Genomic DNA, 21,429 nt, shown 5'->3' with positions numbered 1-21,429 from the left:
AACCCGAACAGGGAGAGAACCCATGACTCGCATCCGAACCGCAGCCATCGTCGTCTTCGTCGCACTCGCGTGCGGACTCGCGTGGGTGGTCGCCCTTCCGCTCTGGCTGGGTGACGGACTCGCCGAGCCGAGCACCTGGTTCCTTCTGCCGGTGATGATGCTGACTCCCGCGATCGCCGCGCTGGTGGTCACCTTCACGATGCGCATCCCGTCGCGCGGCGAGCGGGTGCGCTTTCTCGGGCTGTGGCCGCTGCGTCCGGCGAAGCGGGTCGTCTGGCTGATGGTGGCCGGTTGGCTCGTGCCGCCCCTTCTCGTCGCCTTGAGCATCGTGGTCGCGGCAGCCCTCGGGTTCGTGCAGCTCGATCTGACCTTCGCCGCGTTCTCCGCCGAGGTCGCGAAGGCGCTCCCCGCCGGGGCGCCGATGCCGCCCGTCGAGCTCGTCGTGATCTCGCAGATCGTGATGATCCCGCTCGGCGCCCTCATCAACAGCGTGCTGGCGTTCGGTGAAGAGCTCGGATGGCGCGGATGGCTCGTACCCGCGCTGCGTCCGCTGGGCACCTGGCCGACGCTGCTCCTCAGCGGAGCGATCTGGGGTGTCTGGCACAGCCCGCTGATCCTCCTGGGCTACAACTTCGGGCGCACGGACATCACCGGCGTGCTCTTCATGATCGGTGGCTGCATGGCCTGGGGTGTGCTGCTGGGCTGGCTGCGCCTGCGATCCGCCTCGGTGTGGCCGGCCGTTCTCGCCCATGGCTCTCTCAACGCCGCCGCCGGACTGATCATCATCTTCGCCGCGTCGCAGCCTGATCTGGCGCTCGCCGGACCGCTCGGCGTCGCGGGGTGGATCGTCGCGGCAGCGGTCATCGCCGTCCTCGTCGTCACCGGGCAGTTCCGCGAACAGCCCGAGCTCGCGGGCGCCCCCGGTCGACTGCTGTCCGCTCCGCGCGCGGACCAGCGTCCGCAAGCCTCTTGACGCTCCCGAAGGGTCGCGGTTTGCTGAGGGCATGGATTCCACTCCCGCAGCCTGGTCGAACGCCGATGCCTATCTCGCCGAGCTGCTCGTCGGTCACGATCCGCGCCTCGAGGCGGCGCTCTCAGCCCAGCGCGATGCCGGTTTGCCCGAGATCGAGGTCGCGCCCGTCGGCGGCAAGCTGCTCCACCTCCTCGCGCGCATCAGCGGCGCTCGCCGCGTGCTCGAGATCGGAACGCTGGGCGGGTACTCCACGATCTGGCTCGCTCGGGCCGTGGGGCCGGAAGGCCGCGTCGTCACGGTCGAGGCCGAAGCCGACAACGCCGCCGTCGCCCGCGCGAGCATCGATGCCGCCGGGGTCGGAGACCGCGTCGACATCCGGATCGGCCGGGGCGCCGACGTGCTCCCGACGCTGGTCGGCGGCTTCGATCTGGTCTTCATCGACGCCGACAAGGAGTCGAACACGGTCTACCTCGACTGGGCGGCGAAACTCGGGCACGCTGGCACCGTGATCGTGCTCGACAACATCGGGCGCGAGGGCGAGATCGTGCGTGCGGACTCGACGGACTCCAAGGTCGTCGGCACCAGAGACGCGCTGCGGATGCTGGGGGAGGACCCCCGCTTCGACGCGACCGCACTGCAGACGGTCGGCGCCAAGGGCTGGGACGGCTTCGCCCTCGCCGTCGTGGTGTGAGCCGCCGAGACGAACCCGGGAGGTCGACCGCGAGCGGGCTAGACTGGGCGCGGATCGACGACGCTCCACACAACCTTTTCTCTGAGCAAGGAGCACATCAGTGGCACTGATCGAGGCTGTAGGCGCACGCGAGATTCTCGACTCGCGCGGTAACCCGACCGTTGAGGTGGAGGTGCTCCTCGACGACGGTGTGGTCCAGCGGGCGGCCGTCCCGTCCGGTGCATCCACCGGCGCATTCGAGGCGTACGAACTCCGCGACGGCGACAAGACCCGCTACGGCGGAAAGGGCGTCCTCAAGGCCGTCGACGCCATCATCGACGAGCTCGGTCCGGCGCTCGAGGGTGTCGAGGCGAGCGAGCAGCGCATCGTCGACGCGATCCTGATCGAGACCGACGGCACGGAGAACAAGCAGCGCACCGGCGCCAACGCGATCCTCGGCGTCAGCCTCGCGGTCGCGAAGGCCGCGGCCGACTCCGCCGACCTGCCGCTGTTCCGCTACCTGGGCGGCCCGAACGCGCACCTGCTGCCCGTTCCGCTCTTCAACGTCATCAACGGCGGCGAGCACGCCGACAACGGCATCGACATGCAGGAGTTCTTCCTCGCCCCGATCGGCGCCGAGACGTACTCCGAGGCGCTCCGCTGGGGTGTCGAGACCTACCACGTGCTGCGCGGCGAGCTGAAGGCTGCCGGCTACGCGACGGGTCTCGGCGACGAGGGCGGCTTCGCCCCCGACCTGCCCAGCAACCGCGAGGGTCTCGACTTCCTCGTCAAGGCGATCGAGAAGGCCGGCTTCACGCCGGGCACCGACATCGCGCTGGGTCTCGACGTCGCAGCCACCGAGTTCTTCAAGGACGGCGTCTACCGCCTCGACAACAAGGACTGGAGCGGCCCCGAGCTGATCGAGTACTACGAGGGCCTGGTCAACGACTTCCCGATCGTCACGATCGAGGATGCACTGGCTGAGGACGACTGGGACAACTGGAAGCTCCTCACCGACGCGCTCGGCTCGAAGGTCCAGCTCGTCGGAGACGACCTGTTCGTCACGAACCCGACCCGTCTCGCCGACGGCATCAAGCGCGGCGTCGCCAACTCGCTGCTCGTCAAGGTCAACCAGATCGGAACGCTCACCGAGACGTTCGACGCGGTCAGCCTCGCGCAGCGCTCGGGCTACACCGCCATGCTGTCGCACCGCTCGGGTGAGACCGAGGACACCACGATCGCCGACCTCGTGGTCGCGACGAACGCGGGTCAGATCAAGGCTGGTGCGCCTGCTCGCAGCGAGCGCGTCGCGAAGTACAATCAGCTTCTGCGCATCGAGGAAGAGCTGGGCGACGCGGCCGTCTTCGCCGGCCGTTCCGCGTTCCCGCGCTACCAGGGCTGAACACAGCAGAGGCAGACACACGCCGCCTGAGCGGCACATACGGAGGAGGAGCCGTGGCACGACGACCGGCTCCTCCTTCGGCGTCTTCGGGCGCATCCCGCAGCGCGCCGGCGGCGAAGTCGACTCAGCGTCCGTCCGCCCGCCAGCCGCGGGGCTCGGCGACTCGAGGCTCCCAGGAGCGCCGGGTCGACGTTCGCGAGTGGGCCTCCGGCATCCGCCTCTCGGCGTTCTCGGTCATCATGCTGTCGCTCGTCGTGCTCGGGGCGTGGGTGCTGGTGCCGACACTCGGCACCTTCATCGACCAGAGACAGAAGATCTCGGCTCTGGAGCAGTCGATCCAGGTCTCCGAAGACGAGATCGCCGCGCTCGAGAAAGAGCGCGAGCGCTGGAACGATCCGGCCTACATCACCACTCAAGCGCGTGAGCGCCTGTACTACGTCAAGCCCGGCGAGGTCGTGTACCTGATCGACAACGACCTCGACCCCGCGGCGCTCCCGCAGCAGCAGGGGCCGGTCAGCGACACTCTCGAAGAGACGCCCTCCGACTGGATGCCGCAGCTGCTGCGCACTCTGACATCCGCGGGGCTGAGCGACACGGCGGCGGTCAGCCGCTGACCGTCGGTGCCGCCGAGCGAGGAGCGTGCTCCGAGCATCCTCCCGGTCGTCTCCCGTACGCTGGACGGGTGACCACGCCGCCATTCCCCGCCCCCACGACCGCCGAACTCGCCGTGGTGTCGGCCCAGTTGGGCAGGACGGCCCGCGGCGTCGTGGGTATCGCAGCCCGATGCGTGTGCGGCAACCCCACGGTCGTCGCCACGACGCCCAGGCTCCCCGACGGAACACCGTTCCCCACGTTCTACTACCTGACGCATCCGGCGGCGACCGCTGCGATGTCGACCCTCGAGGCCACGCAGGTCATGCCCGAGCTCGCCGCGCTGCTCGCCGATGACGAGGGCGTCGCCGCGGCCTATCTCGCGGCGCACGAGGCCTACCTCGCCGACCGGGCGCAGTTCGGTGAGGTCAACGAGATCGACGGGATCTCCGCCGGCGGCATGCCGTCGCGCGTCAAGTGCCTGCATGCTCTGGCCGGTCACGCTCTCGCGGCCGGTCCCGGAGTGAACCCGATCGGCGACGCGGCTCTCGAGCGTTCGAGCTGGTCGCCTGAGAAGTGCCGGTGCGACGATTCCGGTGCGGCCCTGCGTGACGCCGAGGCATCGACCGCATGAGGCGGCCGCGGATGCTGCGCAACGGTGTCGCCATGGCGACGATCGTGGCATCCGTCCTGCTCTTGGGCGCGGCAGCGACCCCTCCACCGGTGCCGGACGACCCCGCAGACCCGGATCGCGCCGCCGAGTACTGGCTCGACGGAGCCGGCATCCGTGATGCGTGGGAGACCACACGCGGCGATGGAGTGACGATCGCCGTGATCGACACCGGGATCGCCAAGGTCCCAGGGGTGTTCGATGACGCCGTCGTCGGCGGCACCGACGTGTCGGGCACCGGAACCCCCGACGGGCGCACCCCGGTGGGTGCCATCGACGGCAATCACGGCTCATGGGTGGCATCGCTCGCCGCCGGACGAGGCTCCGCCGATGGCAAGGGGATGATCGGAGTCGCACCCGAGGCCGATCTGCTGTCGATCTCGGTGGGCTTCGGCGCCGCCGCCGCGGTTCCGTTCACCGAGCAGGTCGCGAAGGCCATGCGATGGGCGGTCGACCATGGGGCCGACATCATCAATCTCTCGTTCACCACCAACACGCTGGACTGGGACAGGAGCTGGGACGACGCGTTCCTCTACGCCTTCGAGAACGACGTGGTGGTGGTCGTCGCCGCGGGCAACCGGGGGAGCGGCACCAACATCATCGGCGCTCCGGCGACGATCCCCGGCGTGCTGACGGTCGGCGGAGTCGACCAGACGGGCACCGCGAGCATCGAGGCGTCGACCCAGGGGATCACCATCGGGATAGCCGCACCCAGCGAGGGTCTGCGCGGCGTCTCGGCAGACGGCACGGTCGTGCCCTGGAGCGGCACGAGCGGTGCGGCGCCCATCGTCGCGGGCATCGCCGCCCTCGTCCGGTCAGCGCACCCCGAGCTCGATGCCGCGAACGTCATCAATCGCATCATCAAGACCGCGATCAAGGTGCCTGGCATGGCCGACCTCCCCGATCCGCTCTACGGCTACGGTCTGGTGGATGCCGATGCGGCGATCGCCGCCGACGTTCCCAAGGTCTCCGAGAACCCGATGGGCGACCTCGCCGAGTGGGTGCGCCTGTTCCGACGCGCTGAGAGCGTTCCGCAACCCGAACCCACCGCCGCGCCGGTCGAGGTGCCGCCCCTGCCGGATGCGGACGCACCGACAGAACCCGGTTCACCGCTGCTTCCCAGCGCTGAATCGCTGCGCTACGGTACCCTGCCGCTCATCGCGCTCACAGTCCCTGGTATCCTGATAGCGCTTGGCGTCACCGCAGCTGCCCGGCGCATCCGATCGGCGCGCGCTCGCACGCCACATCCCTGACTCCCGAGGAGTTGTCCCCCTGTGCCTCAGAACAGCACTGTGCCCAAGATTCTGATCGTCGGTGGAGGCTACGCAGGCTTCTACACGGCGTGGAAACTGGAGAAGCACCTTCGCAAGGGTGAAGCAGACGTCACCATGGTCGACCCGCTGCCGTACATGACGTACCAGCCCTTCCTTCCCGAGGTCGCTGCCGGCTCGATCGAAGCCCGACACTCGGTGGTCGCGCACCGTCGCCACCTGAAGCGGACGAACGTGCTCACCGCCAAGGTGACCGGAATCAACCACGCCGAGAAGGTCGCGACGATCACCCCTCCGGTGGGCGAGCCCTACGAGTTCGCATACGACCAGATCGTCGTCACGGCGGGTGCGGTCTCTCGCACCTTCCCGATCCCCGGCATCGCGGACAACGCGATCGGCCTGAAGACGATCGAAGAGGCCGTCGCGATCCGTGACCGCCTGATGTCGAACTTCGACAAGGCCGCATCGCTTCCTGCGGGCCCCGAGCGCGACCGCCTGCTCTCCGTCGTCGTCGTCGGTGGTGGCTTCGCCGGCATCGAGGTGTTCGCCGAGCTGCGTTCGCTCGCGTCGTCGCTCGTGGGCAAGTACCCGCAGCTGAGCTTCGACGACACGCACTTCCACCTCATCGAGGCGATGGGCCGCATCATGCCCGAGGTGTCGCTGCCGACGAGCGAGTGGGTGCTCAAAGACCTCGCGAAGCGTGGTGCCAACGTGCACCTCGACACGCAGCTCACCAGCGCCGTCGACGGCATCGTCGAGCTGTCGACCGGTGAGATCATCCCCACCGACCTGATCGTCTGGACCGCCGGTGTCATGGCGAACCCGACCGTCGTGCGCGGTGGCGACCTCCCGATCGAAGAGCGCGGCCGCATCCAGACCCGTGCCGACCTCCGCGTCGGCACTCCCGAGGCGTTCGTCCCCGGAGCCTGGGCTGCCGGAGACGTCTCGGCCGTTCCCGACCTGTCGGGTGGCGGCGTCGGCGGCTTCTGCGTGCCGAACGCTCAGCATGCGGTGCGTCAGGCGAAGCTGCTCGCGAAGAACATCGTCGCCGTGCTGCGTGGTGAGGACCCGAAGGAGTACTTCCACAAGAACCTCGGTGCCGTCGCGGGCCTCGGGCTCTACAACGGTGTCTTCCAGTCCGGCAAGATCGCCCTCAAGGGCTTCATCGCCTGGGTCGCGCACCGTGGGTACCACGGCCTCGCGATGCCCACGTGGGAGCGCAAGTTCCGTGTGGTCGGGGGCTGGTGGAACAACCTGTGGCTCGGTCGCGACCTGGTGAACCTCGAGACGGTGCAGAACCCGCGCTACGTCTTCGAGGAGTTCGCCGCACGTCCGCGTCCGGCCGCCGACGCTCCGGCTCCCGCCACCACGGCTCCGGCCGCTCAGGCGACCGCCTCCGACAAGGCCGCCGACGAGAAGCCCGCCGGTCAGAAGACGTCAGCCGCGAAGCCGGCCGCGAAGAAGACCGCCGCGACGGCTGCTGCCAAGTAGTCATCTCCTCGAACGCCCCGACTCCGCGGAGTCGGGGCGTTCGTCGTCTCCGGAGAAGGTGTGTCTCGCACCCGGCTCATAGGCGGACTTGCTAGCCTCAGCAACGCAAGGGGAGTACTCCCGTCTGCGGTGGTGTCGTCATTACGGATACGAAGTCGTGTCCCGGCCCACCGGCCCGCGAGGGTGGAGGAGACCTGGCGTCCGTATCCGCGGACGACCATGGACCCTCACCGCCCTGCTGTCGAGTCCCGTGGTCGTTCACACTACGAAGGAACCGTCACCATGGGAAAACTCAACCGACTGCTCGGGATGGCCGCTCGCGCTCTCGATCTCGACGAGACCGGATCCCGCACGGATCGCACCGGTTCGCGTGCAGCGACGCCGCCTTCACCGGTCGGGCGTCGGGCCGGGGCCGATCGCTACGCGCCGCCGCCCGCGCGTCCGGCGGGTCGGGATCCCTACTCGCCGCCTGCAGCCGGTGCTGCCGGTGCTGTGTCGGATGCCGACCGGGCCGCGATCGCGCGATACGACTACCTTCTCGAGACCGCTGATCCGCACCGCGTCGAGCAGATCCATCGCGAGGCGTTCGCGCGTCTGACCCCCGCCCAGCGGGCGCAGGTGCAGGAGCGCATGAACACGGAACTCGCCCCGGGCGAGCGTCCGGCGTCGTCGTCGCCCGACGATCTCGCCCGCGCGGCCGGTCGTTCCGAGGCGGCTCGTCCGGGGCGCATGCGGGGCATCCTCTCGCGGGTGCGCGGGTTCGGCGCTGCCGGTGCCGTCGGCGGAGCTGCGGTGGGCGCGCTGGGGATCGTCGCGGTGGGTGCAGTCGGCAGTGCCGTCGCAGCTCCCCTCCTCGAGCAGGCAGCCGGTCTCGGCGTCGACTTCGACGCCCTCGCGCAGGGCGTCGACATCGAGGCGATCGCGAGCGGCCTCGGCGGCGAGGAGCTTGCGGGAGCTGCGGAAGGCGTCCTCGGGTCGGCCGGCGAGACCGTCTCGGGTCTCGGCGATACGGCGAGCGAGTGGGGGCAACGGCTCGGTGACCTCGGGATTCCGGGAATCGGCGATCTGTTCGGCCGATGAGCATCGCCGGCATCGCCGCCGCCGACACGTCGGCGTCGAACCACGGGTTCTCCGGCCTCACCGGATTCGCAGCCGACGTTCTCACGCAGCTCGGCGACATCGGTGTGGGTGTGCTGGTGTTCCTCGAGGTGCTCGTCCCGCCCATTCCCAGCGAGGTGATCCTGCCCTTCGCGGGATACCTCAGCCAGAGCGGCGACCTCACCCTCGGATGGCTGATCTTCTGGAGCACGCTCGCGTCGTGGATCGGCGCGCTGCTGCTCTATTGGCTCGGAGCGGCCATCGGCGTCGAACGAGCGGTGCGGCTCCTCTCCGCCACCAAACTGGTCAGCCATGCCGACCTGGACCGCGGGGTGGACTGGTTCGGGCGAAGCGGAGCGTGGACGGTGCTCGTCGGACGGATGGTCCCCGGCGTGCGCAGCCTCATCTCGATCCCCGCAGGGGCGACCCGCATGAACCTGATCCGCTTCAGCGCGTACACGATCGTGGGCAGCGGCCTCTGGAACACGCTGCTCATCGGGGTCGGCGCTCTGCTCGGCACACAGCATGAGCAGCTCGAGCATCTGCTCGGCTACCTCGACTACGCCGTGTACACAGCGTTCGCCATCGCGCTCGCCGTGCTGATCCTCCGACGCGTCCGTGAGGCGCGCGCCCCGGGGGCAGAGAGCGTGCACCCACGCGGTGCCGCAGATCGACGCGCGGAGGGCTGAGCAGAGCACGACGTGCCCCCGCTGGGACTCGAACCCAGACTGAAGCGATTTTAAGTCGCCTGCCTCTGCCATTGGGCTACGGGGGCTCCATGCCGTGACTGGCTCAGAGTACACGGGTATATCAGCCGTCCTGATGTCTGTCCGCATGAACGGGGAGACGGGCGCCCCAGCGCCCGTCTCCCTGTGATGCTGCTGAGACAGCATCGCTACCCCCCCGGCAACCGGCCGGGCACGGCCGGTGAGCCCACCACGAATGACGGGCTCAGTGATCAAGACGGCGATCCGCGGTGTTCATTACGACGATCGCCGCCAAAGTATCGGGATTCCACGCCGCGCGAGCAGTGCAACTCGATCTCAGAAAGGATGAATCCGAGTCCGCCCAACCCATAGGGTGGGGGAGTGCTCGACCTCACCGCCGATCTGAGCCCCGATCAGGGACGAAACGCCGTCTCCCCCGAGTGGCACGACCCGTCACGATACTGGCCGCGCCTGTCTGCGGCCACCGGCCATCTGCCGGCCCCCGTGGCGGTGATCGATCGCGAAGCCTTGCGCTACAACGCTCTGGACCTGCTGGTTCGCGCGGGCGGGCTGCCTATCCGCGTCGCGTCGAAGTCCGTGCGGGTTCGCTCGGTGCTCGACGCCGTGCTGCAGCTGCCCGGGTTCAGGGGGATCCTCGCCTTCACGCTCGCTGAGGCGCTGTGGCTCGCCGAGACCCACGACGACATCGTCGTCGGCTACCCGACAGTCGACCGCGCGGGACTCGCGCAGCTCTTCGAATCGGAGGAGGCGGCGCAACGGATCACGCTGATGGTCGACGATCCGGCGCACCTCGACATCGTCGACAGCGTCGCGCCGGCCGGCAGCCGTCCGGATATCCGGGTCGCGATCGACGCCGACGCGTCACTGCGATCCGTCGCGCTCGGACACATCGGAGTGCGGAGGTCTGCTCTGTTCACCGCGGGCGAGGTGGCCGCGTTCGCGCGCAAGATCGTGCGTCGCCCCGGCTTCCGGCTCGTCGGACTGCAGATGTACGAAGCTCAGATCGCGGGCCAGGGAGACAACGCAGGAGCGGATGCACCGGTGATCCGTCTCATGCAAGCCCGTTCCCGATCCGAGCTGCGCGAGCGTCGGGCCGCGATCGTCGGCGCGTTGTCAGAGATCGCATCGCTCGAGTTCCTCAACGGCGGCGGAACCGGATCGCTCGAGTTCACCGGCAGCGACGAGTCGCTGACCGAGGCGAGCGCGGGCAGCGGACTGCTCGGCGGGCATCTCTTCGACGGGTACCGATCGTTCCGCCCCGCACCGGCATCAGCCTTCGCCTTCGACGTGGTGCGGCGGCCTGCCGCCGACATCGCGACCGTGCTCGGTGGCGGATGGATCGCCTCCGGCCCGGCCGTCGCGTCGCGACAGCCGTTGCCCGTCTGGCCGCAGGGGCTGCGCACGCTGTCTCGTGAGGCCGCAGGTGAAGTGCAGACACCGCTGCAGGGTCGGGAGGCCGCGCGGCTCGGAGTGGGCGACCGCGTCTGGTTCCGCCATGCGAAGAGCGGCGAGCCTGCCGAGCGCATCGACAGCTACCAGCTCGTCTCGGGCGATGAGATCGTCGACGAGCTTCCGACGTACCGCGGTGAGGGGAAGGCGTTCCTGTGACCCGGATCGGGGGCACCTGGCAGAACTGGGCGAGGTCTGCGCAGGTCACACCGCTTCGCGTCGAGCGCCCGCGGACCCCTGAAGGCGTGCAGCGCGCCGTCCGCGCCGCGGTCGCGCAGGGGCTCACGGTGAAGGCGGTCGGCGCGGGGCACAGCTTCACGGGCATCGCCGTGGCACCCGGAGTGCTCCTTGAGCTCGACGACATGCAGGGCCTGGTGTCGGCAGACGCGGCCAGCGGGCGAGCGACGCTGCTCGCGGGCACGCGACTGCACCGGATCCCGTCGCTCCTCGCACCGTTCGGCCTCGCGATGGAGAACCTCGGCGACATCGACCGGCAGTCCATCTCGGGTGCCATCTCAACGGGAACGCACGGCACCGGCGCCGGCTTCGGCGGTCTCGCGACCCAGATCGTCGGTGCGACCCTGGTGACCGCCGCAGGGGAGTTCCTCCGAGTGGACGAGGGGCAGAACGCCGACCTGCTCCCTGCGGTGGCGCTCGGCCTCGGCGCGCTCGGCATCCTGGTGGACGTGACGCTGCAGTGCGTGCCGATCTTCCTCATGGAGGCGATCGATGAGCCTGCCCCGCTCGACGACGTGCTCGAGACCCTGCACGACAGGGTCGAGGCATCGGATCACTTCGAGTTCTACTGGTTTCCGCACACCGACATCGCCCTGACCAAGCGACAGACGAGGGTGCCCGAGTCGACGAGGCGGCAGCCGCTTCCCGTCCTGGGGCGCTGGATCGACGAGACGCTGCTCTCGAACGGCGTGTATCGGGCGGTGTGCGCGACCGGGCAGACCGTGCCGGCCATCACTCCGCACTTCAACAGACTCGCCGTCAAGCTCACGGGCGACCGGCGGTATACCGAGCTGTCGCACCGCGTCCTGACGCAGAGCCGCACCGTGAGGTTCCGCGAGATGGAATACGCGGTGCCCGTCGAGAACGTCGTGCCGGCATTCCGCGCTGTTCGCGACCTCATCGAGCGACGCGGGTGGCGCATCGAGTTCCCGATCGAGGTGCGCTTCGCGGCGGAGGACGACAGATGGCTGTCGACGGCATACGGCAGGGCGAGCGGATACATCGCGGTCCACCGTTACTGGCGCGCCGACCCGTCCGCGTATTTCGAGGCCGTGGAGCAGATCATGCTCGAGCACGGGGGACGCCCGCACTGGGGCAAGCTGCACACGCAGACAGCCGAGCAGTTGCAGGAGCGCTATCCCCGTTTCGCCGACTTCACCGCGCTGCGCGACCGACTCGACCCCGATCGTCGGTTCACCAATCGGTACCTCGATCGGGTGCTCGGCGCATGACCCGGTTCTGCGCCTGACCGGCGCACCCAGTCGACGCGCAGGCTGCGCCGATAGGATGAGACAAACACGAGGAAGGGTGGGCCTCTGATGGAATGGCTCGTGCCGGTACTGATCGTCGTCGGTGTGATTCTGCTCATCGGAATCTACCTCTGGGCGACCTACAACTCGCTGGTGCAGCTGAACGTCCGCGTCGACGAGGCGTGGAGTGGCATCACGGTTCAACTGAAGCGCAGGGCAGATCTGATACCCAACCTCATCGAGACGGTGAAGGGCTACGCCTCGCATGAGAAGGCGGTCTTCGAGAACGTCACTCGAGCACGAGCGGAGACGCTCTCGGCCGGCGGCCCCGGTGAGGCGGGAATCGCAGAGGGTCACCTCCAGCAGGCACTTCGCAGCCTCTTCGCGGTCGCGGAAGCGTATCCGCAGCTGCAGGCGAGCCAGAACTTCCTGCAGGTGCAGCAGGCCCTCGTCGACACCGAAGACAAGATCCAGGCCGCGCGCCGCTTCTACAACGGCGGGGTCCGTGAGCTGAACACCAAGATCAAGGTCTTCCCGAACAATCTCTTCGCGAAGGGGCTCGGATTCACCGAGCGAGAGTTCTTCGAGGTCGCCGACAGCGGTGCGATCTCAGAGCCTCCACGCGTGCAGTTCTGATCTGCGAGAAGGCCCGATGCGCACCGACGCATCGGGCCTTCTCCGTCTTCGGGCCCTGACCCGGAGCAGTGCTCACCACACGTCGAGATCGACGTCTCCGTCATCGACGGTCGCGTCGCCGCGGAGCGTCCATGAGTCCGTGCGGTAGGTCTCGGTTCTCGGACTGCCGTCTTGCCCTGTGCCCGACACGGTCGCCACGAGGATGCCGCCCTCGGCGATGAATCCGCCATCCGTCAGCTGCAGCACCGGCATCCGCTCGATGCGGAAGCTGACGTCGTCGACGTGGGCGAACTCGGTGCCCCACGGGATTCTGATCCCGCATCCGTCGGGAACGTCGCCCTCGAGGACCTCGTCGGACGTGCAGTCCTCGAGATGCTCATCGAGCGCCTGTTGCGCGAGGGCCTGCTCATCCGGATCGGGTGCCGGCGAGCTCGTCGCGGTCGTCGTGGTCTGTGGCGAGGGGATGGCGTTCGACGCCAGCCACAGCCACACGGCTGCCCCGGCGACCAGGAGCGCGGCGACCCCGCCGCCGACCGTCCATGCGAGGCGGCGATTCACTCGGTCGCCTCCCTGGCGTGCACATGGCGACGCACCGATGTGTCTGTGCGACCGGACAGCTCCGCATGCAGAGCCTCGGCCGCTGTGCCCCAGCGTGAGACGGAGACGTGCGCGAGCCCCTGCCATGCCGCCGCGAGCGCGAGTTCCGCGGCGATCTTCTCGGCATCCTCGCCCGGCTGGGACTGAGGCTCCCACCAGGCCGACTGCACCTGAAGCGTCGAGGTCGCCCGGTCGGCCTTAAGATCGACACGCGCCACGATACGGTCGCCGACGAGCACGGGCAGCGAGTAGTAGCCGTATCGCCGCTTCTCGGCGGGAACGTAGATCTCGATCCGGTAATCGAGCTCGAAGGCGCGCAGAGCCCTGTCACGGAACCAGACCACCGGATCGAAGGGCGTCAGGAGCGCGGCAGCGTCGATCCTGCGCGGCAGGACCGCGTCACGGTGCCGCCAAGTGGGCAGTGGGCGACCACCGCGGTCCCACCCGCGCACGGAGACCGGGAGGATCTCGCCCGCATCGACCAGATCTGAGATCGACTGCGACACCGCGGCGCGATCACGGATGCGGTAATAGTCGGCGAGGTCCGACTGGGTCGCGACTCCTGACGATCGCGCCGCTCGCCGCGTGAGCTCGCGGATCGCGTCCTCACGGGGCACGTGCTGCGAGAGTATGGCGTCGGGTATCACCTGCTCGGCGAGCGCGTAGCTGCGCTCGAAGCCCTTGCGACCGCTGATCGCGACGTCGCCGGTGCGCCACAGGTGCTCGAGCGCGAGCTTCACGTCGTCCCAATCCCACCACGTGCCTCGCTCGCGAGGAGCGTCGTCTCGGAGGTCAGCCGGTCGCAGCGGGCCCCTGGCGCGGAGTTCGTCCTGCACCCAACGGAGGGTTCGGGTGTTGGTGCTCATCCAGGAGTCCTCCGCCGCCCATCTGGCGCGGAAGTGATCCATGCGGAACCGCCAGAGCGGCCAGTCCTCGATGGGGATGAACGTCGCCTCGTGCGCCATGTACTCGACGTAATGGGTCGTGCGCGAATGGAAGACGCGATCGAAGAGCGCCGGGTCATAAGAACCCAGGCGCGAGAGCAGCGGCATGTAGTGCGACCGCGCGAACACGTTGACCGAGTCGATCTGCAGCACGCCGAGGCGATCCATGACGCGGTGGATGTGCCGGGCCGACACCGAGGCCGGGCGTGCACGAGAGAAGCCCTGCGCGGCGAGCGCCATGCGACGGGCCTGGGTGGCGCTGAGGGTGTCGGTCACCTCGTCAGGGTAGCGCCGAGCGCCGACATCTGCGCCCTGACCGTCACGGCCGGCGGTGGCTGCGCCGTAGACTTGGGCGATGAGCGAAGAGCAGCGTCCGCGGCTGAGAGATCTCTTCCGTCCGCGGCCCGTCTCCCTTGATCGCACGGTGACCACCGAGGCCGACGAGGCCGTCCCGCGAGGGCTGCGCGTCACGGCGGCATACTCCTGGCGCATCCTGCTGATCGCCGCGGTGGTGGCCGGATTCATCTGGCTCGTCATCGAGCTGAAGCTCCTCGTGATCCCGCTCATGGTCGGCATCCTCATCACGGCGCTGCTGTGGCCGGGATTCCAGTGGATGCTGCGCCACCGCTTCCCGCGCTGGTTGGCTGTGGCCCTCTCGATCATCGGCACTCTCGTGATCGTCTCCCTGCTGTTCTGGCTGGTCATCTGGCAGGTGCGGGCCCAGCTGCCCGATGTGCAGGAGCGCAGCTCCCAGGCGATCGAGGAGTTCCGGCAGTTCCTGCTCACCGGGCCGCTGCACCTCAGCGAGTCGCAGATCCAGGGGTACATCGATCAGGGCCTGGAGGTCGTCAACGAGCAGACCCAGGCTCTGCTCAACGGAGCTCTCGCCGTCGGCACCACCGCCGCGCACGTCGTGACCGGCGCGGTCCTCTCGCTGTTCATCCTGATCTGCCTGCTCGCCGACGGCCGAGGCATCTGGGGGTGGACGCTGCGCCTCTTCCCGCGCGCGGCGCGCCCCGCCGCCGACGCCGCGGCGAGCAACGGCTTCGCCACGATCGTCAACTACGCGCGAACCCAGCTGCTGGTCGCCGCGATCGACGCGGTCGGCATCGGCGTCGGCGCCGCCCTGCTCGGCGTTCCGCTGGCGATCCCCGTCGCCGTGCTCGTCTTCCTCGGTTCGTTCGTCCCGATCGTCGGTGCGGTCGTGACCGGGGCGCTCGCCGTTCTGCTCGCCCTGGTCTACAACGGCCCGTGGATCGCGCTCGCGATGCTGGCCGTCGTGCTCGGCGTGCAGCAGCTCGAGGGCCACATCCTGCAGCCGATCCTGATGGGCTCGGCCGTCAAGGTCCATCCGCTCGCCGTCGTCCTCGTGGTCGCCGGAGGCTCGATGGTCGGCGGCATCCCCGGGGCGCTCTTCGCGGTGCCTCTCGCGGCCTTCGTCAACGTCGCCGCGGTGACAGTCAGCACCGGCGCCTGGCGCACCGGTGATCAACCGAATGCAGACCTAATCTGGAGCACAGTGCCGCGCGAGCGCACACGGAGGAATCGATGAGCGCAGTCCCCAGCCTGACCGAGTTCGAGAATGCCGCTCAGAGTCTGGCCGAGGTGATCACGCGAACGCCGACCCTGCCGTCGCGCGCTCTGTCGGATGTCCTCGGCGCCCCCGTGGTGCTCAAGATGGAGAACCTGCAGCGAACGGGATCGTTCAAGATCCGCGGTTCGGCATACCGCCTCTCCCAGCTGAGCGCCGAGGAGCGCGCGCGCGGCGTGGTCGCGGCCTCTGCCGGAAACCATGCGCAGGGCGTCGCCCTCGCGGCCCAGACGCTCGGAATCCAGGCGACCATCTTCGTGCCGCTCGGCATCCCGGTGCCCAAGCTGCTGGCGACGAGGAGCTACGGTGCCGAGGTCGTGCTCGAGGGGGAGACCGTGGCGACCTCGCTGCGCCTCGCCGCTGAGTTCGCCGAGCGCACGGGCGCCGTGATCATCCATCCGTTCGACCACCGCGACGTCGTCATCGGGCAGGGCACGCTCGGACTCGAACTGCTCGAGGACGCTCCGGATGTCGACACGATCGTGCTGGGAATCGGAGGCGGAGGCCTCATCGCCGGCGTCGCGGCCGCGGTGAAGGCCAAGGCCGCCGAACTCGGGCGCTCGGTGCGCATCATCGGCGTGCAGGCCGAGAACGCGGCGGCGATGATCCCCTCGCTCGAAGCCGGGTACCCGGTCGACATCGAGACGAAGCCGACGATCGCCGACGGCATCCTGGTCGCGCGACCGGGAGCCATCCCGTTCGAGATCATCAAGGACCTCGTCGACGAGGTCGTCACCGTCACCGACGACGACCTCGCGCGCGCCATTCTGGTTCTTCTCGAGCAGTCCAAGGTGATCGCGGAGCCCGCAGGAGCCGTGGGTGTCGCGGCGATCCTCGCCGGCAAGGTGAAGGCGAGCGGCAAGACCATGGCCGTCGTCTCCGGAGGGAACATCGACCCGCTGCTGCTGCAGCGTGTCGTCTCGCACGGCCTCGCGGCCTCGGGCCGATACCTCACGATCCGCATCCCGCTGCCCGATCGTCCAGGTCAGCTCGCACGTGTGTCGGAGCTCATCGCCCAGGCGGGTGCCAACGTGATCGAGGCCATGCACACGCGCCACGGACACGGCCTGCAGATCAGCGAGGTGTTCCTCGAGCTCAGCGTCGAGACGCGCGGCGCCGAGCACTCCGAGCACACCCTCGATACGCTCCGTCACGCCGGCTTCCAGCCGATCGTCGTGCCGGACTGACACGACGCGAACGCAGAGATGCCCCGTCCGATCGGACGGGGCATCTGCACATCAGGGCGCGAGCCCGATGCTGAGAGTCGTCAGCCCGTGTAGGTGTCGACGTTGACGATCTCGACCGAGATCGCGCGACCGTTCGGAGCCTCGTAGGACGACTTCTCGCCGACCTTGAGTCCGAGGATCGCCTGTCCGAGGGGGCTGGCCTCGCTGTAGACGTCGAGATCGCTGCCCACGGCGATCTCTCGGCTGCCGAGCAGGAAGACCTCTTCGCCGCCTGCGACCATCGCGGTGACGACGGTGCCGGGCTCGACGATGCCGCGGCTCGCGGGCGCCTCTCCGACCTTGGCCGTCTTGAGGAGGTTCTCGAGGGTGCGGATCCGCGCCTCCTGCTTGCCCTGCTCGTCCTTGGCGGCGTGGTATCCGCCGTTCTCCTTGAGGTCGCCCTCTTCGCGTGCCGCTTCGATGCGCTTGGCGATCTCTTCGCGACCGGTGGTGGAGAGGTGCTCGAGCTCGGCGACGAGCCGGTCATACGCTTCCTGCGTGAGGAAGGGAACCTGAGCGTCAGTAGACATGACGAAGCTCCTTCGGTAGGTACCCGGCGACGTTCCGCGGGGGATATGCCAAGACGCCCCGGCACGGTGCCAGGGCGTCATCTGTCTGGCATGAGTCTAGGCGACCCAGCAGCTGTTCACCAAACCTGTCGTCGCGGCTGCGACGGTCGGAACCGTGGCCGAGAGCGCCTGCGAATGCGTGTCTCCGGCGGGGATCTCGACGACCTTCCACCCGACCACTCCGAACTCCTCATCGAGCGCCTCGACGACGCAGGCGACGTCCTTTCCCTGCACTCCGGTGATCTGGAAGCGCACGGTGACGCTGTGCTCGTCGACCAGGTCGAAGCCGAGGTCGTCGGAGTCGACCGCGTTCATCTGCGATGTGACGATCATCCAGCCGAACGCGCCGACGAGAAGTACGGCGAGGGTGATGACGACGATCCACGGACCCCGTCGGGTGCGGGTGCGGCCATAGCGGTCGTCGAGCTGTTGTGCGGTCGTCACGGGGTGGGTCTTCCGGTCGTTAGGCTGGTAACTCCAGGTTATGCGACCTGCGCATGAAAGGCAGACTCCATGCTCGCTCTGACCGAGACCCCGATGCCGACGCCCTCGATGACGGTCGACCCGCAGCTGGTCACGCCCGGATTCGTCGGCTTCGCCGCCGTCGTGATCATCCTGGTCGCGGTGATCCTGCTGATCCTCGACATGAACCGTCGGATCCGTCGCGTTCGCTACCGCGAAGAGGTCAGGGACGAGCTCGATGCCGAAGAGGCCGCGCTCGCGGCTGACGAGGCGACCGAGACGGATGCCGATCTGCCGATCGTCCGCGAGGGCGACGACGACCCCGAGAAGCGCTGACCGGTCGCTGAGCGGTTCAGGCCCCGAGTGACGGGGACAGCGGCTCCATCGCGATGAGCAGGCACGCGAACCAGTGGCACAGGAACGCGAGCACCGTGCACACGTGGAAGATCTCGTGGAAGCCGAAATGGCCGGGCCACGGGTTCGGCCTCTTGAGCGCGTAGACGACCGCGCCGCCGGTGTAGAGCAGGCCTCCGACGATGACGAGGACCATCATCGTCGCGTTCGCGACGAAGAGGTCGGCGAGATACATGACCGCCGCCCATCCGAGCAGCAGGTAGAGCGCGACGTACAGCCACCGCGGGGCGTTGATCCAGAACACCCGGAACAGGATGCCGATCAGCGCACCCGTCCAGACGAAGACGAGAAGCAGCGCGCCCTTGCCAGGGGGGAGTGCGAGGACCGCGAGCGGTGTGTAGGTGCCGGCGATCAGGAGCAGGATGTTCGCGTGGTCGATCCGCTTGAGGGTCATCCTGACCTTCGGGCTCCAGTCGAACCGGTGGTAGAGCGCCGAGTTGCCGAACAGCAGCATCGAACTCGCCATGAAGACGGCTGCGGCCCATTTGGCTGCGCCGCCCTGCGCGACGATGACCAGCACCACGCCCGCGATGATCGCGATCGGGAACGTGGCCGCGTGGATCCAGCCCCGCCAGGTGGGCTTGAGCTCGACGGCGTCGTCGTGCGCCGCCTCCTCCATGAGGGGCAGCTGCGGAACGTCGGGCGCCGAGGAGTCGGGAGTGCTCACGCCCTCATTTTAGGCGGGTGATCGCGCGGGGGCGCGTACATAACCTGAGCGTCAGCCCTGTCGCTGCGGCTCCGGCACGATAGCGTAGGGAGGTGATGTCACGCGATGTTCAGGGGCGGGGGCCGCTGTACCGGCTCTACACCAGCAGGCTTCGCCGACACCTCGACCCGGAGAGGGTTCCGCATCACGTCGCGATGATGATCGACGGCAATCGGCGATGGGCGCGTCAGCTGGGTTACGAGACCCCGGCGGAGGGACATCGTGCCGGTGCCGCCAAGATGCGGGAGTTTCTCGGATGGTGCGACGAGCTCGGCATCCGCGTCGTGTCGCTCTATCTTCTGTCGAGTGACAACCTGCTCAAGCGCGACTCGGCCGAGCTGGCCGACCTGATCGAGATCATCGCGGAGCTCGCCGAGGCTCTGTCGCGTGAGGGCAACTGGCGAGTGAAGCACGTCGGCCGCTCAGACATCCTGCCCGCGGAGCTCGCGAGAGTGCTCGACGACGCACAGGAGCGCACGCGCGATCACACGGGACTGCACGTGAACCTCGCGGTCGGCTACGGCGGCCGCAACGAGATAGTCGACGCCGTGCGCAGCATCGTCACCGCGCACCAGGCATCCGGAGGAACGATCGAAGACCTCGCCGCGCATCTCACGCCCGAGATGATCGGAGAGCACCTCTACACCGGCGGCCAGCCGGATCCCGATCTCGTCATCCGCACGAGCGGAGAGCAGCGTCTGAGCGACTTCCTGCTGTGGCAGAGCGCCCACAGCGAGTTCTACTTCGTCGAAGCGCTCGGGCCGGATCTGCGCCAGGTCGACTTCCTTCGGGCGATCCGTGACTTCTCCGATCGCGATCGGCGCTTCGGCCGCTGACGCGGCGTGCCAGACGATCGGTCACGACGCGTTAATCAACACGTAACGAACTGGTGGCGTGTCGAGCCGAGCGAATGTCGGCACCTGGTCGTAGCTTCTAGGCATCGGGCAAAGCGCCCGTCGGGTCGGCCTCAGGTTGACGACTCGTGACCCCCTGGTCGACTCGTTCGAACAACCGGGATTCCCCGGGTCGGGAGTGGGTCGTGACCTCACGTACAGCGCAGCAGTCCACCCGTAAGACGACGACGCGAGCAGCGTCCGCTGATCCTGATCAGGATCTCCGGACCTACGTGCTCGACACGTCCGTCCTGCTGAGTGATCCTCAGGCCTTCTTCCGGTTCGCCGAGCATTCGGTGGTCGTCCCGGTCGTGGTCATCACCGAACTCGAAGGCAAACGGCACGACCCCGAGATCGGCTACTTCGCCCGTCAGGCGCTGCGTCACCTCGACGACCTGCGTGTCGAACACGGGCGCCTCGACTTTCCGGTCGAGGTCGGCGAAGGAGGCACGCTCCGCGTCGAGCTGGCCAACACCGACGCCTCGGTGCTGCCCGCCGGGATCCGGCTGAGCGATAACGACACCCGCATCCTCTCCGTCGCGATGAACCTCGCGCAGGACGGGCAGGACGTCACGATCGTTTCGAAGGACCTCCCGATGCGGGTCAAGGCGGCGTCCCTGGGCCTTCGCGCCGAGGAGTACCTCGCCGAGCAGGCCATCGACTCGGGGTGGACCGGCATCACCACGCTCGACCTGTCGGGCGACGAGATCAGCGACCTGTACGAGAGCGAGGTCGGCATCAGCGAAGACGCAAGGGGCCTGGCCGTCAACACCGGGCTCATCATCCACTCCGAGCGCGGGTCCGCACTCGGCCGGGTGACCGGCGACGGCGAGTACAAGCTCGTCCGTGGTGATCGCGACATCTTCGGCATGCACGGGCGATCCGCCGAGCAGCGCATCGCGATCGACCTGCTCACCGACCCCGACATCGGCATCGTCTCGCTCGGCGGGCGTGCGGGCACCGGAAAGTCGGCACTGGCGCTCTGCGCCGGCCTCGAGGCGGTTCTCGAGCGCCAGCAGCAGAAGAAGATCATCGTGTTCCGGCCGCTGTTCGCCGTCGGGGGCCAGGAACTCGGCTACCTGCCCGGTGACCAGGGCGAGAAGATGGGGCCGTGGGGGCAGGCGGTCTTCGACACGCTCGGCTCGGTGGTCTCGGGCAACGTCATGGAGGAGATCGTCGAACGGGGCATCCTCGAGGTGCTTCCGCTCACGCACATCCGTGGTCGGTCGCTGCACGACGCGTTCGTGATCGTCGACGAGGCGCAGTCGCTCGAGCGCAACGTGCTGCTGACGGTGCTCAGCCGCATGGGGCAGAACTCCCGAGTGATCCTGACCCACGACGTCGGTCAGCGCGACAACCTCCGCGTCGGACGCCACGACGGCATCGCCAGCGTGATCGAGACGCTGAAGGGACACGACCTCTTCGCCCACGTCACCCTGATGCGCTCGGAGCGCTCCGCCATCGCCGCCCTCGTGACAGAGCTTCTCGAGGGAGGCGAGCTCAGCTGAGCTGAGCTGACCCTTCGACAGCGGATGCCGTGGTCTCACGGCATCCGCTGTCG

22 protein-coding genes and 1 tRNA gene are annotated in these 21,429 nt (G+C 68.4%); 17 read left to right on the top strand and 6 right to left on the bottom strand.

Translation table 11 applies throughout. The annotated features are described in order from the left end of the window. Positions 1–22: 22 nt before the first annotated feature. The 9 genes from RQG82_RS17415 to RQG82_RS17375 all read left to right on the top strand — a co-directional run bounded on the left by RQG82_RS17415 (position 23) and on the right by RQG82_RS17375 (position 8,855). On the top strand, positions 23–973 hold the full coding sequence (locus tag RQG82_RS17415) for a type II CAAX endopeptidase family protein (RefSeq protein ID WP_311260052.1): 951 nt from the start codon (positions 23–25) through the stop codon (positions 971–973). 31 nt (positions 974–1,004) lie between these two features. Beyond that, positions 1,005–1,664, top strand: coding sequence for an O-methyltransferase (locus tag RQG82_RS17410; protein WP_311260051.1), 660 nt, complete (start codon positions 1,005–1,007; stop codon positions 1,662–1,664). A 100-nt stretch (positions 1,665–1,764) separates the two neighbouring features. Beyond that, positions 1,765–3,045: a phosphopyruvate hydratase gene (gene eno, locus RQG82_RS17405; protein ID WP_311260050.1), complete on the top strand. Its 1,281-nt coding sequence runs from the start codon at positions 1,765–1,767 to the stop codon at positions 3,043–3,045. 53 nt (positions 3,046–3,098) lie between these two features. Then, positions 3,099–3,659 (top strand): septum formation initiator family protein, encoded by a 561-nt coding sequence (locus tag RQG82_RS17400; protein ID WP_311260049.1) that lies wholly within the window; start codon positions 3,099–3,101, stop codon positions 3,657–3,659. A 68-nt stretch (positions 3,660–3,727) separates the two neighbouring features. After that, positions 3,728–4,270, top strand: a complete 543-nt coding sequence (locus tag RQG82_RS17395; protein WP_311260048.1) for a DUF501 domain-containing protein — start codon at positions 3,728–3,730, stop codon at positions 4,268–4,270. A gap of 11 nt (positions 4,271–4,281) precedes the next feature. Then, positions 4,282–5,559 (top strand): S8 family serine peptidase, encoded by a 1,278-nt coding sequence (locus RQG82_RS17390; RefSeq protein WP_311260047.1) that lies wholly within the window; start codon positions 4,282–4,284, stop codon positions 5,557–5,559. A gap of 39 nt (positions 5,560–5,598) precedes the next feature. Then, a complete protein-coding gene (locus RQG82_RS17385) occupies positions 5,599–7,068 on the top strand; it encodes an FAD-dependent oxidoreductase (protein WP_311260046.1) in 1,470 nt (489 codons plus the stop codon). Between the two features lie 282 nt (positions 7,069–7,350). Continuing rightward, positions 7,351–8,148 carry a cation-transporting ATPase gene (locus RQG82_RS17380; protein WP_311260045.1) on the top strand — a complete coding sequence of 266 codons (798 nt, stop codon included), beginning with the start codon at positions 7,351–7,353 and terminating at the stop codon, positions 8,146–8,148. Then, positions 8,145–8,855: a DedA family protein gene (locus tag RQG82_RS17375; protein ID WP_311260044.1), complete on the top strand. Its 711-nt coding sequence runs from the start codon at positions 8,145–8,147 to the stop codon at positions 8,853–8,855. The genes RQG82_RS17380 and RQG82_RS17375 overlap by 4 nt, the downstream gene beginning before the upstream one ends. A 13-nt stretch (positions 8,856–8,868) precedes the next feature. Here RQG82_RS17375 and RQG82_RS17370 read toward each other — a convergent pair. Then, positions 8,869–8,941, bottom strand: a tRNA-Leu gene (locus tag RQG82_RS17370). Between the two features lie 313 nt (positions 8,942–9,254). Here RQG82_RS17370 and RQG82_RS17365 point away from each other — a divergent pair. From RQG82_RS17365 to RQG82_RS17355, 3 genes are all read left to right on the top strand, one after another. Then, a complete protein-coding gene (locus RQG82_RS17365) occupies positions 9,255–10,502 on the top strand; it encodes an alanine racemase (RefSeq protein ID WP_311260043.1) in 1,248 nt (415 codons plus the stop codon). Then, entirely contained in the window at positions 10,499–11,812 is a 1,314-nt protein-coding gene (locus RQG82_RS17360) for a D-arabinono-1,4-lactone oxidase (RefSeq protein ID WP_311260042.1), read from the top strand. The genes RQG82_RS17365 and RQG82_RS17360 overlap by 4 nt, the downstream gene beginning before the upstream one ends. Positions 11,813–11,899: 87 nt before the next feature. Continuing rightward, positions 11,900–12,466 carry a LemA family protein gene (locus RQG82_RS17355; RefSeq protein WP_056508667.1) on the top strand — a complete coding sequence of 189 codons (567 nt, stop codon included), beginning with the start codon at positions 11,900–11,902 and terminating at the stop codon, positions 12,464–12,466. A 72-nt stretch (positions 12,467–12,538) separates the two neighbouring features. Here RQG82_RS17355 and RQG82_RS17350 read toward each other — a convergent pair whose 3' ends face one another. Next, a complete protein-coding gene (locus RQG82_RS17350; RefSeq protein WP_311260041.1) occupies positions 12,539–13,024 on the bottom strand; it encodes a hypothetical protein in 486 nt (161 codons plus the stop codon). Beyond that, positions 13,021–14,283 (bottom strand): DNA glycosylase AlkZ-like family protein, encoded by a 1,263-nt coding sequence (locus RQG82_RS17345; protein WP_311260040.1) that lies wholly within the window; start codon positions 14,281–14,283, stop codon positions 13,021–13,023. The genes RQG82_RS17350 and RQG82_RS17345 overlap by 4 nt, the downstream gene beginning before the upstream one ends. A 79-nt stretch (positions 14,284–14,362) precedes the next feature. On the opposite strand from RQG82_RS17345, the gene RQG82_RS17340 reads away from it, so the two are divergent. After that, on the top strand, positions 14,363–15,559 hold the full coding sequence (locus RQG82_RS17340; protein WP_311260039.1) for an AI-2E family transporter: 1,197 nt from the start codon (positions 14,363–14,365) through the stop codon (positions 15,557–15,559). Next, the gene (gene ilvA / locus RQG82_RS17335; protein WP_311260038.1) at positions 15,556–16,785 is read left to right on the top strand and encodes a threonine ammonia-lyase; all 1,230 of its coding nucleotides are present in this window, start codon (positions 15,556–15,558) and stop codon (positions 16,783–16,785) included. The genes RQG82_RS17340 and ilvA overlap by 4 nt, the downstream gene beginning before the upstream one ends. Before the next feature lie 80 nt (positions 16,786–16,865). Here the strand turns inward: ilvA and greA are convergent, their stop codons facing one another. Further along, positions 16,866–17,354 (bottom strand): transcription elongation factor GreA, encoded by a 489-nt coding sequence (gene greA / locus RQG82_RS17330; RefSeq protein ID WP_311260037.1) that lies wholly within the window; start codon positions 17,352–17,354, stop codon positions 16,866–16,868. A 96-nt stretch (positions 17,355–17,450) separates the two neighbouring features. Beyond that, positions 17,451–17,837 carry a DUF4307 domain-containing protein gene (locus RQG82_RS17325; RefSeq protein WP_311260036.1) on the bottom strand — a complete coding sequence of 129 codons (387 nt, stop codon included), beginning with the start codon at positions 17,835–17,837 and terminating at the stop codon, positions 17,451–17,453. A 69-nt stretch (positions 17,838–17,906) separates the two neighbouring features. Here RQG82_RS17325 and RQG82_RS17320 point away from each other — a divergent pair, with 69 nt between their 5' ends. Further along, positions 17,907–18,191 carry a hypothetical protein gene (locus RQG82_RS17320; protein WP_311260035.1) on the top strand — a complete coding sequence of 95 codons (285 nt, stop codon included), beginning with the start codon at positions 17,907–17,909 and terminating at the stop codon, positions 18,189–18,191. A 16-nt stretch (positions 18,192–18,207) separates the two neighbouring features. Here RQG82_RS17320 and RQG82_RS17315 read toward each other — a convergent pair whose 3' ends face one another. Next, the gene (locus RQG82_RS17315) at positions 18,208–18,888 is read right to left on the bottom strand and encodes a hemolysin III family protein (protein ID WP_311260120.1); all 681 of its coding nucleotides are present in this window, start codon (positions 18,886–18,888) and stop codon (positions 18,208–18,210) included. A gap of 143 nt (positions 18,889–19,031) precedes the next feature. Here RQG82_RS17315 and RQG82_RS17310 point away from each other — a divergent pair, with 143 nt between their 5' ends. Both RQG82_RS17310 and RQG82_RS17305 read left to right on the top strand, forming a co-directional pair. Beyond that, a complete protein-coding gene (locus tag RQG82_RS17310) occupies positions 19,032–19,811 on the top strand; it encodes an isoprenyl transferase (protein WP_311260119.1) in 780 nt (259 codons plus the stop codon). Positions 19,812–20,101: 290 nt separating this feature from the next. Then, on the top strand, positions 20,102–21,376 hold the full coding sequence (locus RQG82_RS17305) for a PhoH family protein (protein WP_311260118.1): 1,275 nt from the start codon (positions 20,102–20,104) through the stop codon (positions 21,374–21,376). The last annotated feature ends 53 nt before the right edge of the window (positions 21,377–21,429 follow it).

It is taken from the genome of Microbacterium sp. WCS2018Hpa-9 (assembly GCF_031843745.1).
Classification (GTDB): Bacteria; Actinomycetota; Actinomycetes; order Actinomycetales; family Microbacteriaceae; genus Microbacterium.
This window is presented reverse-complemented; position numbering and strand designations above follow the sequence as displayed.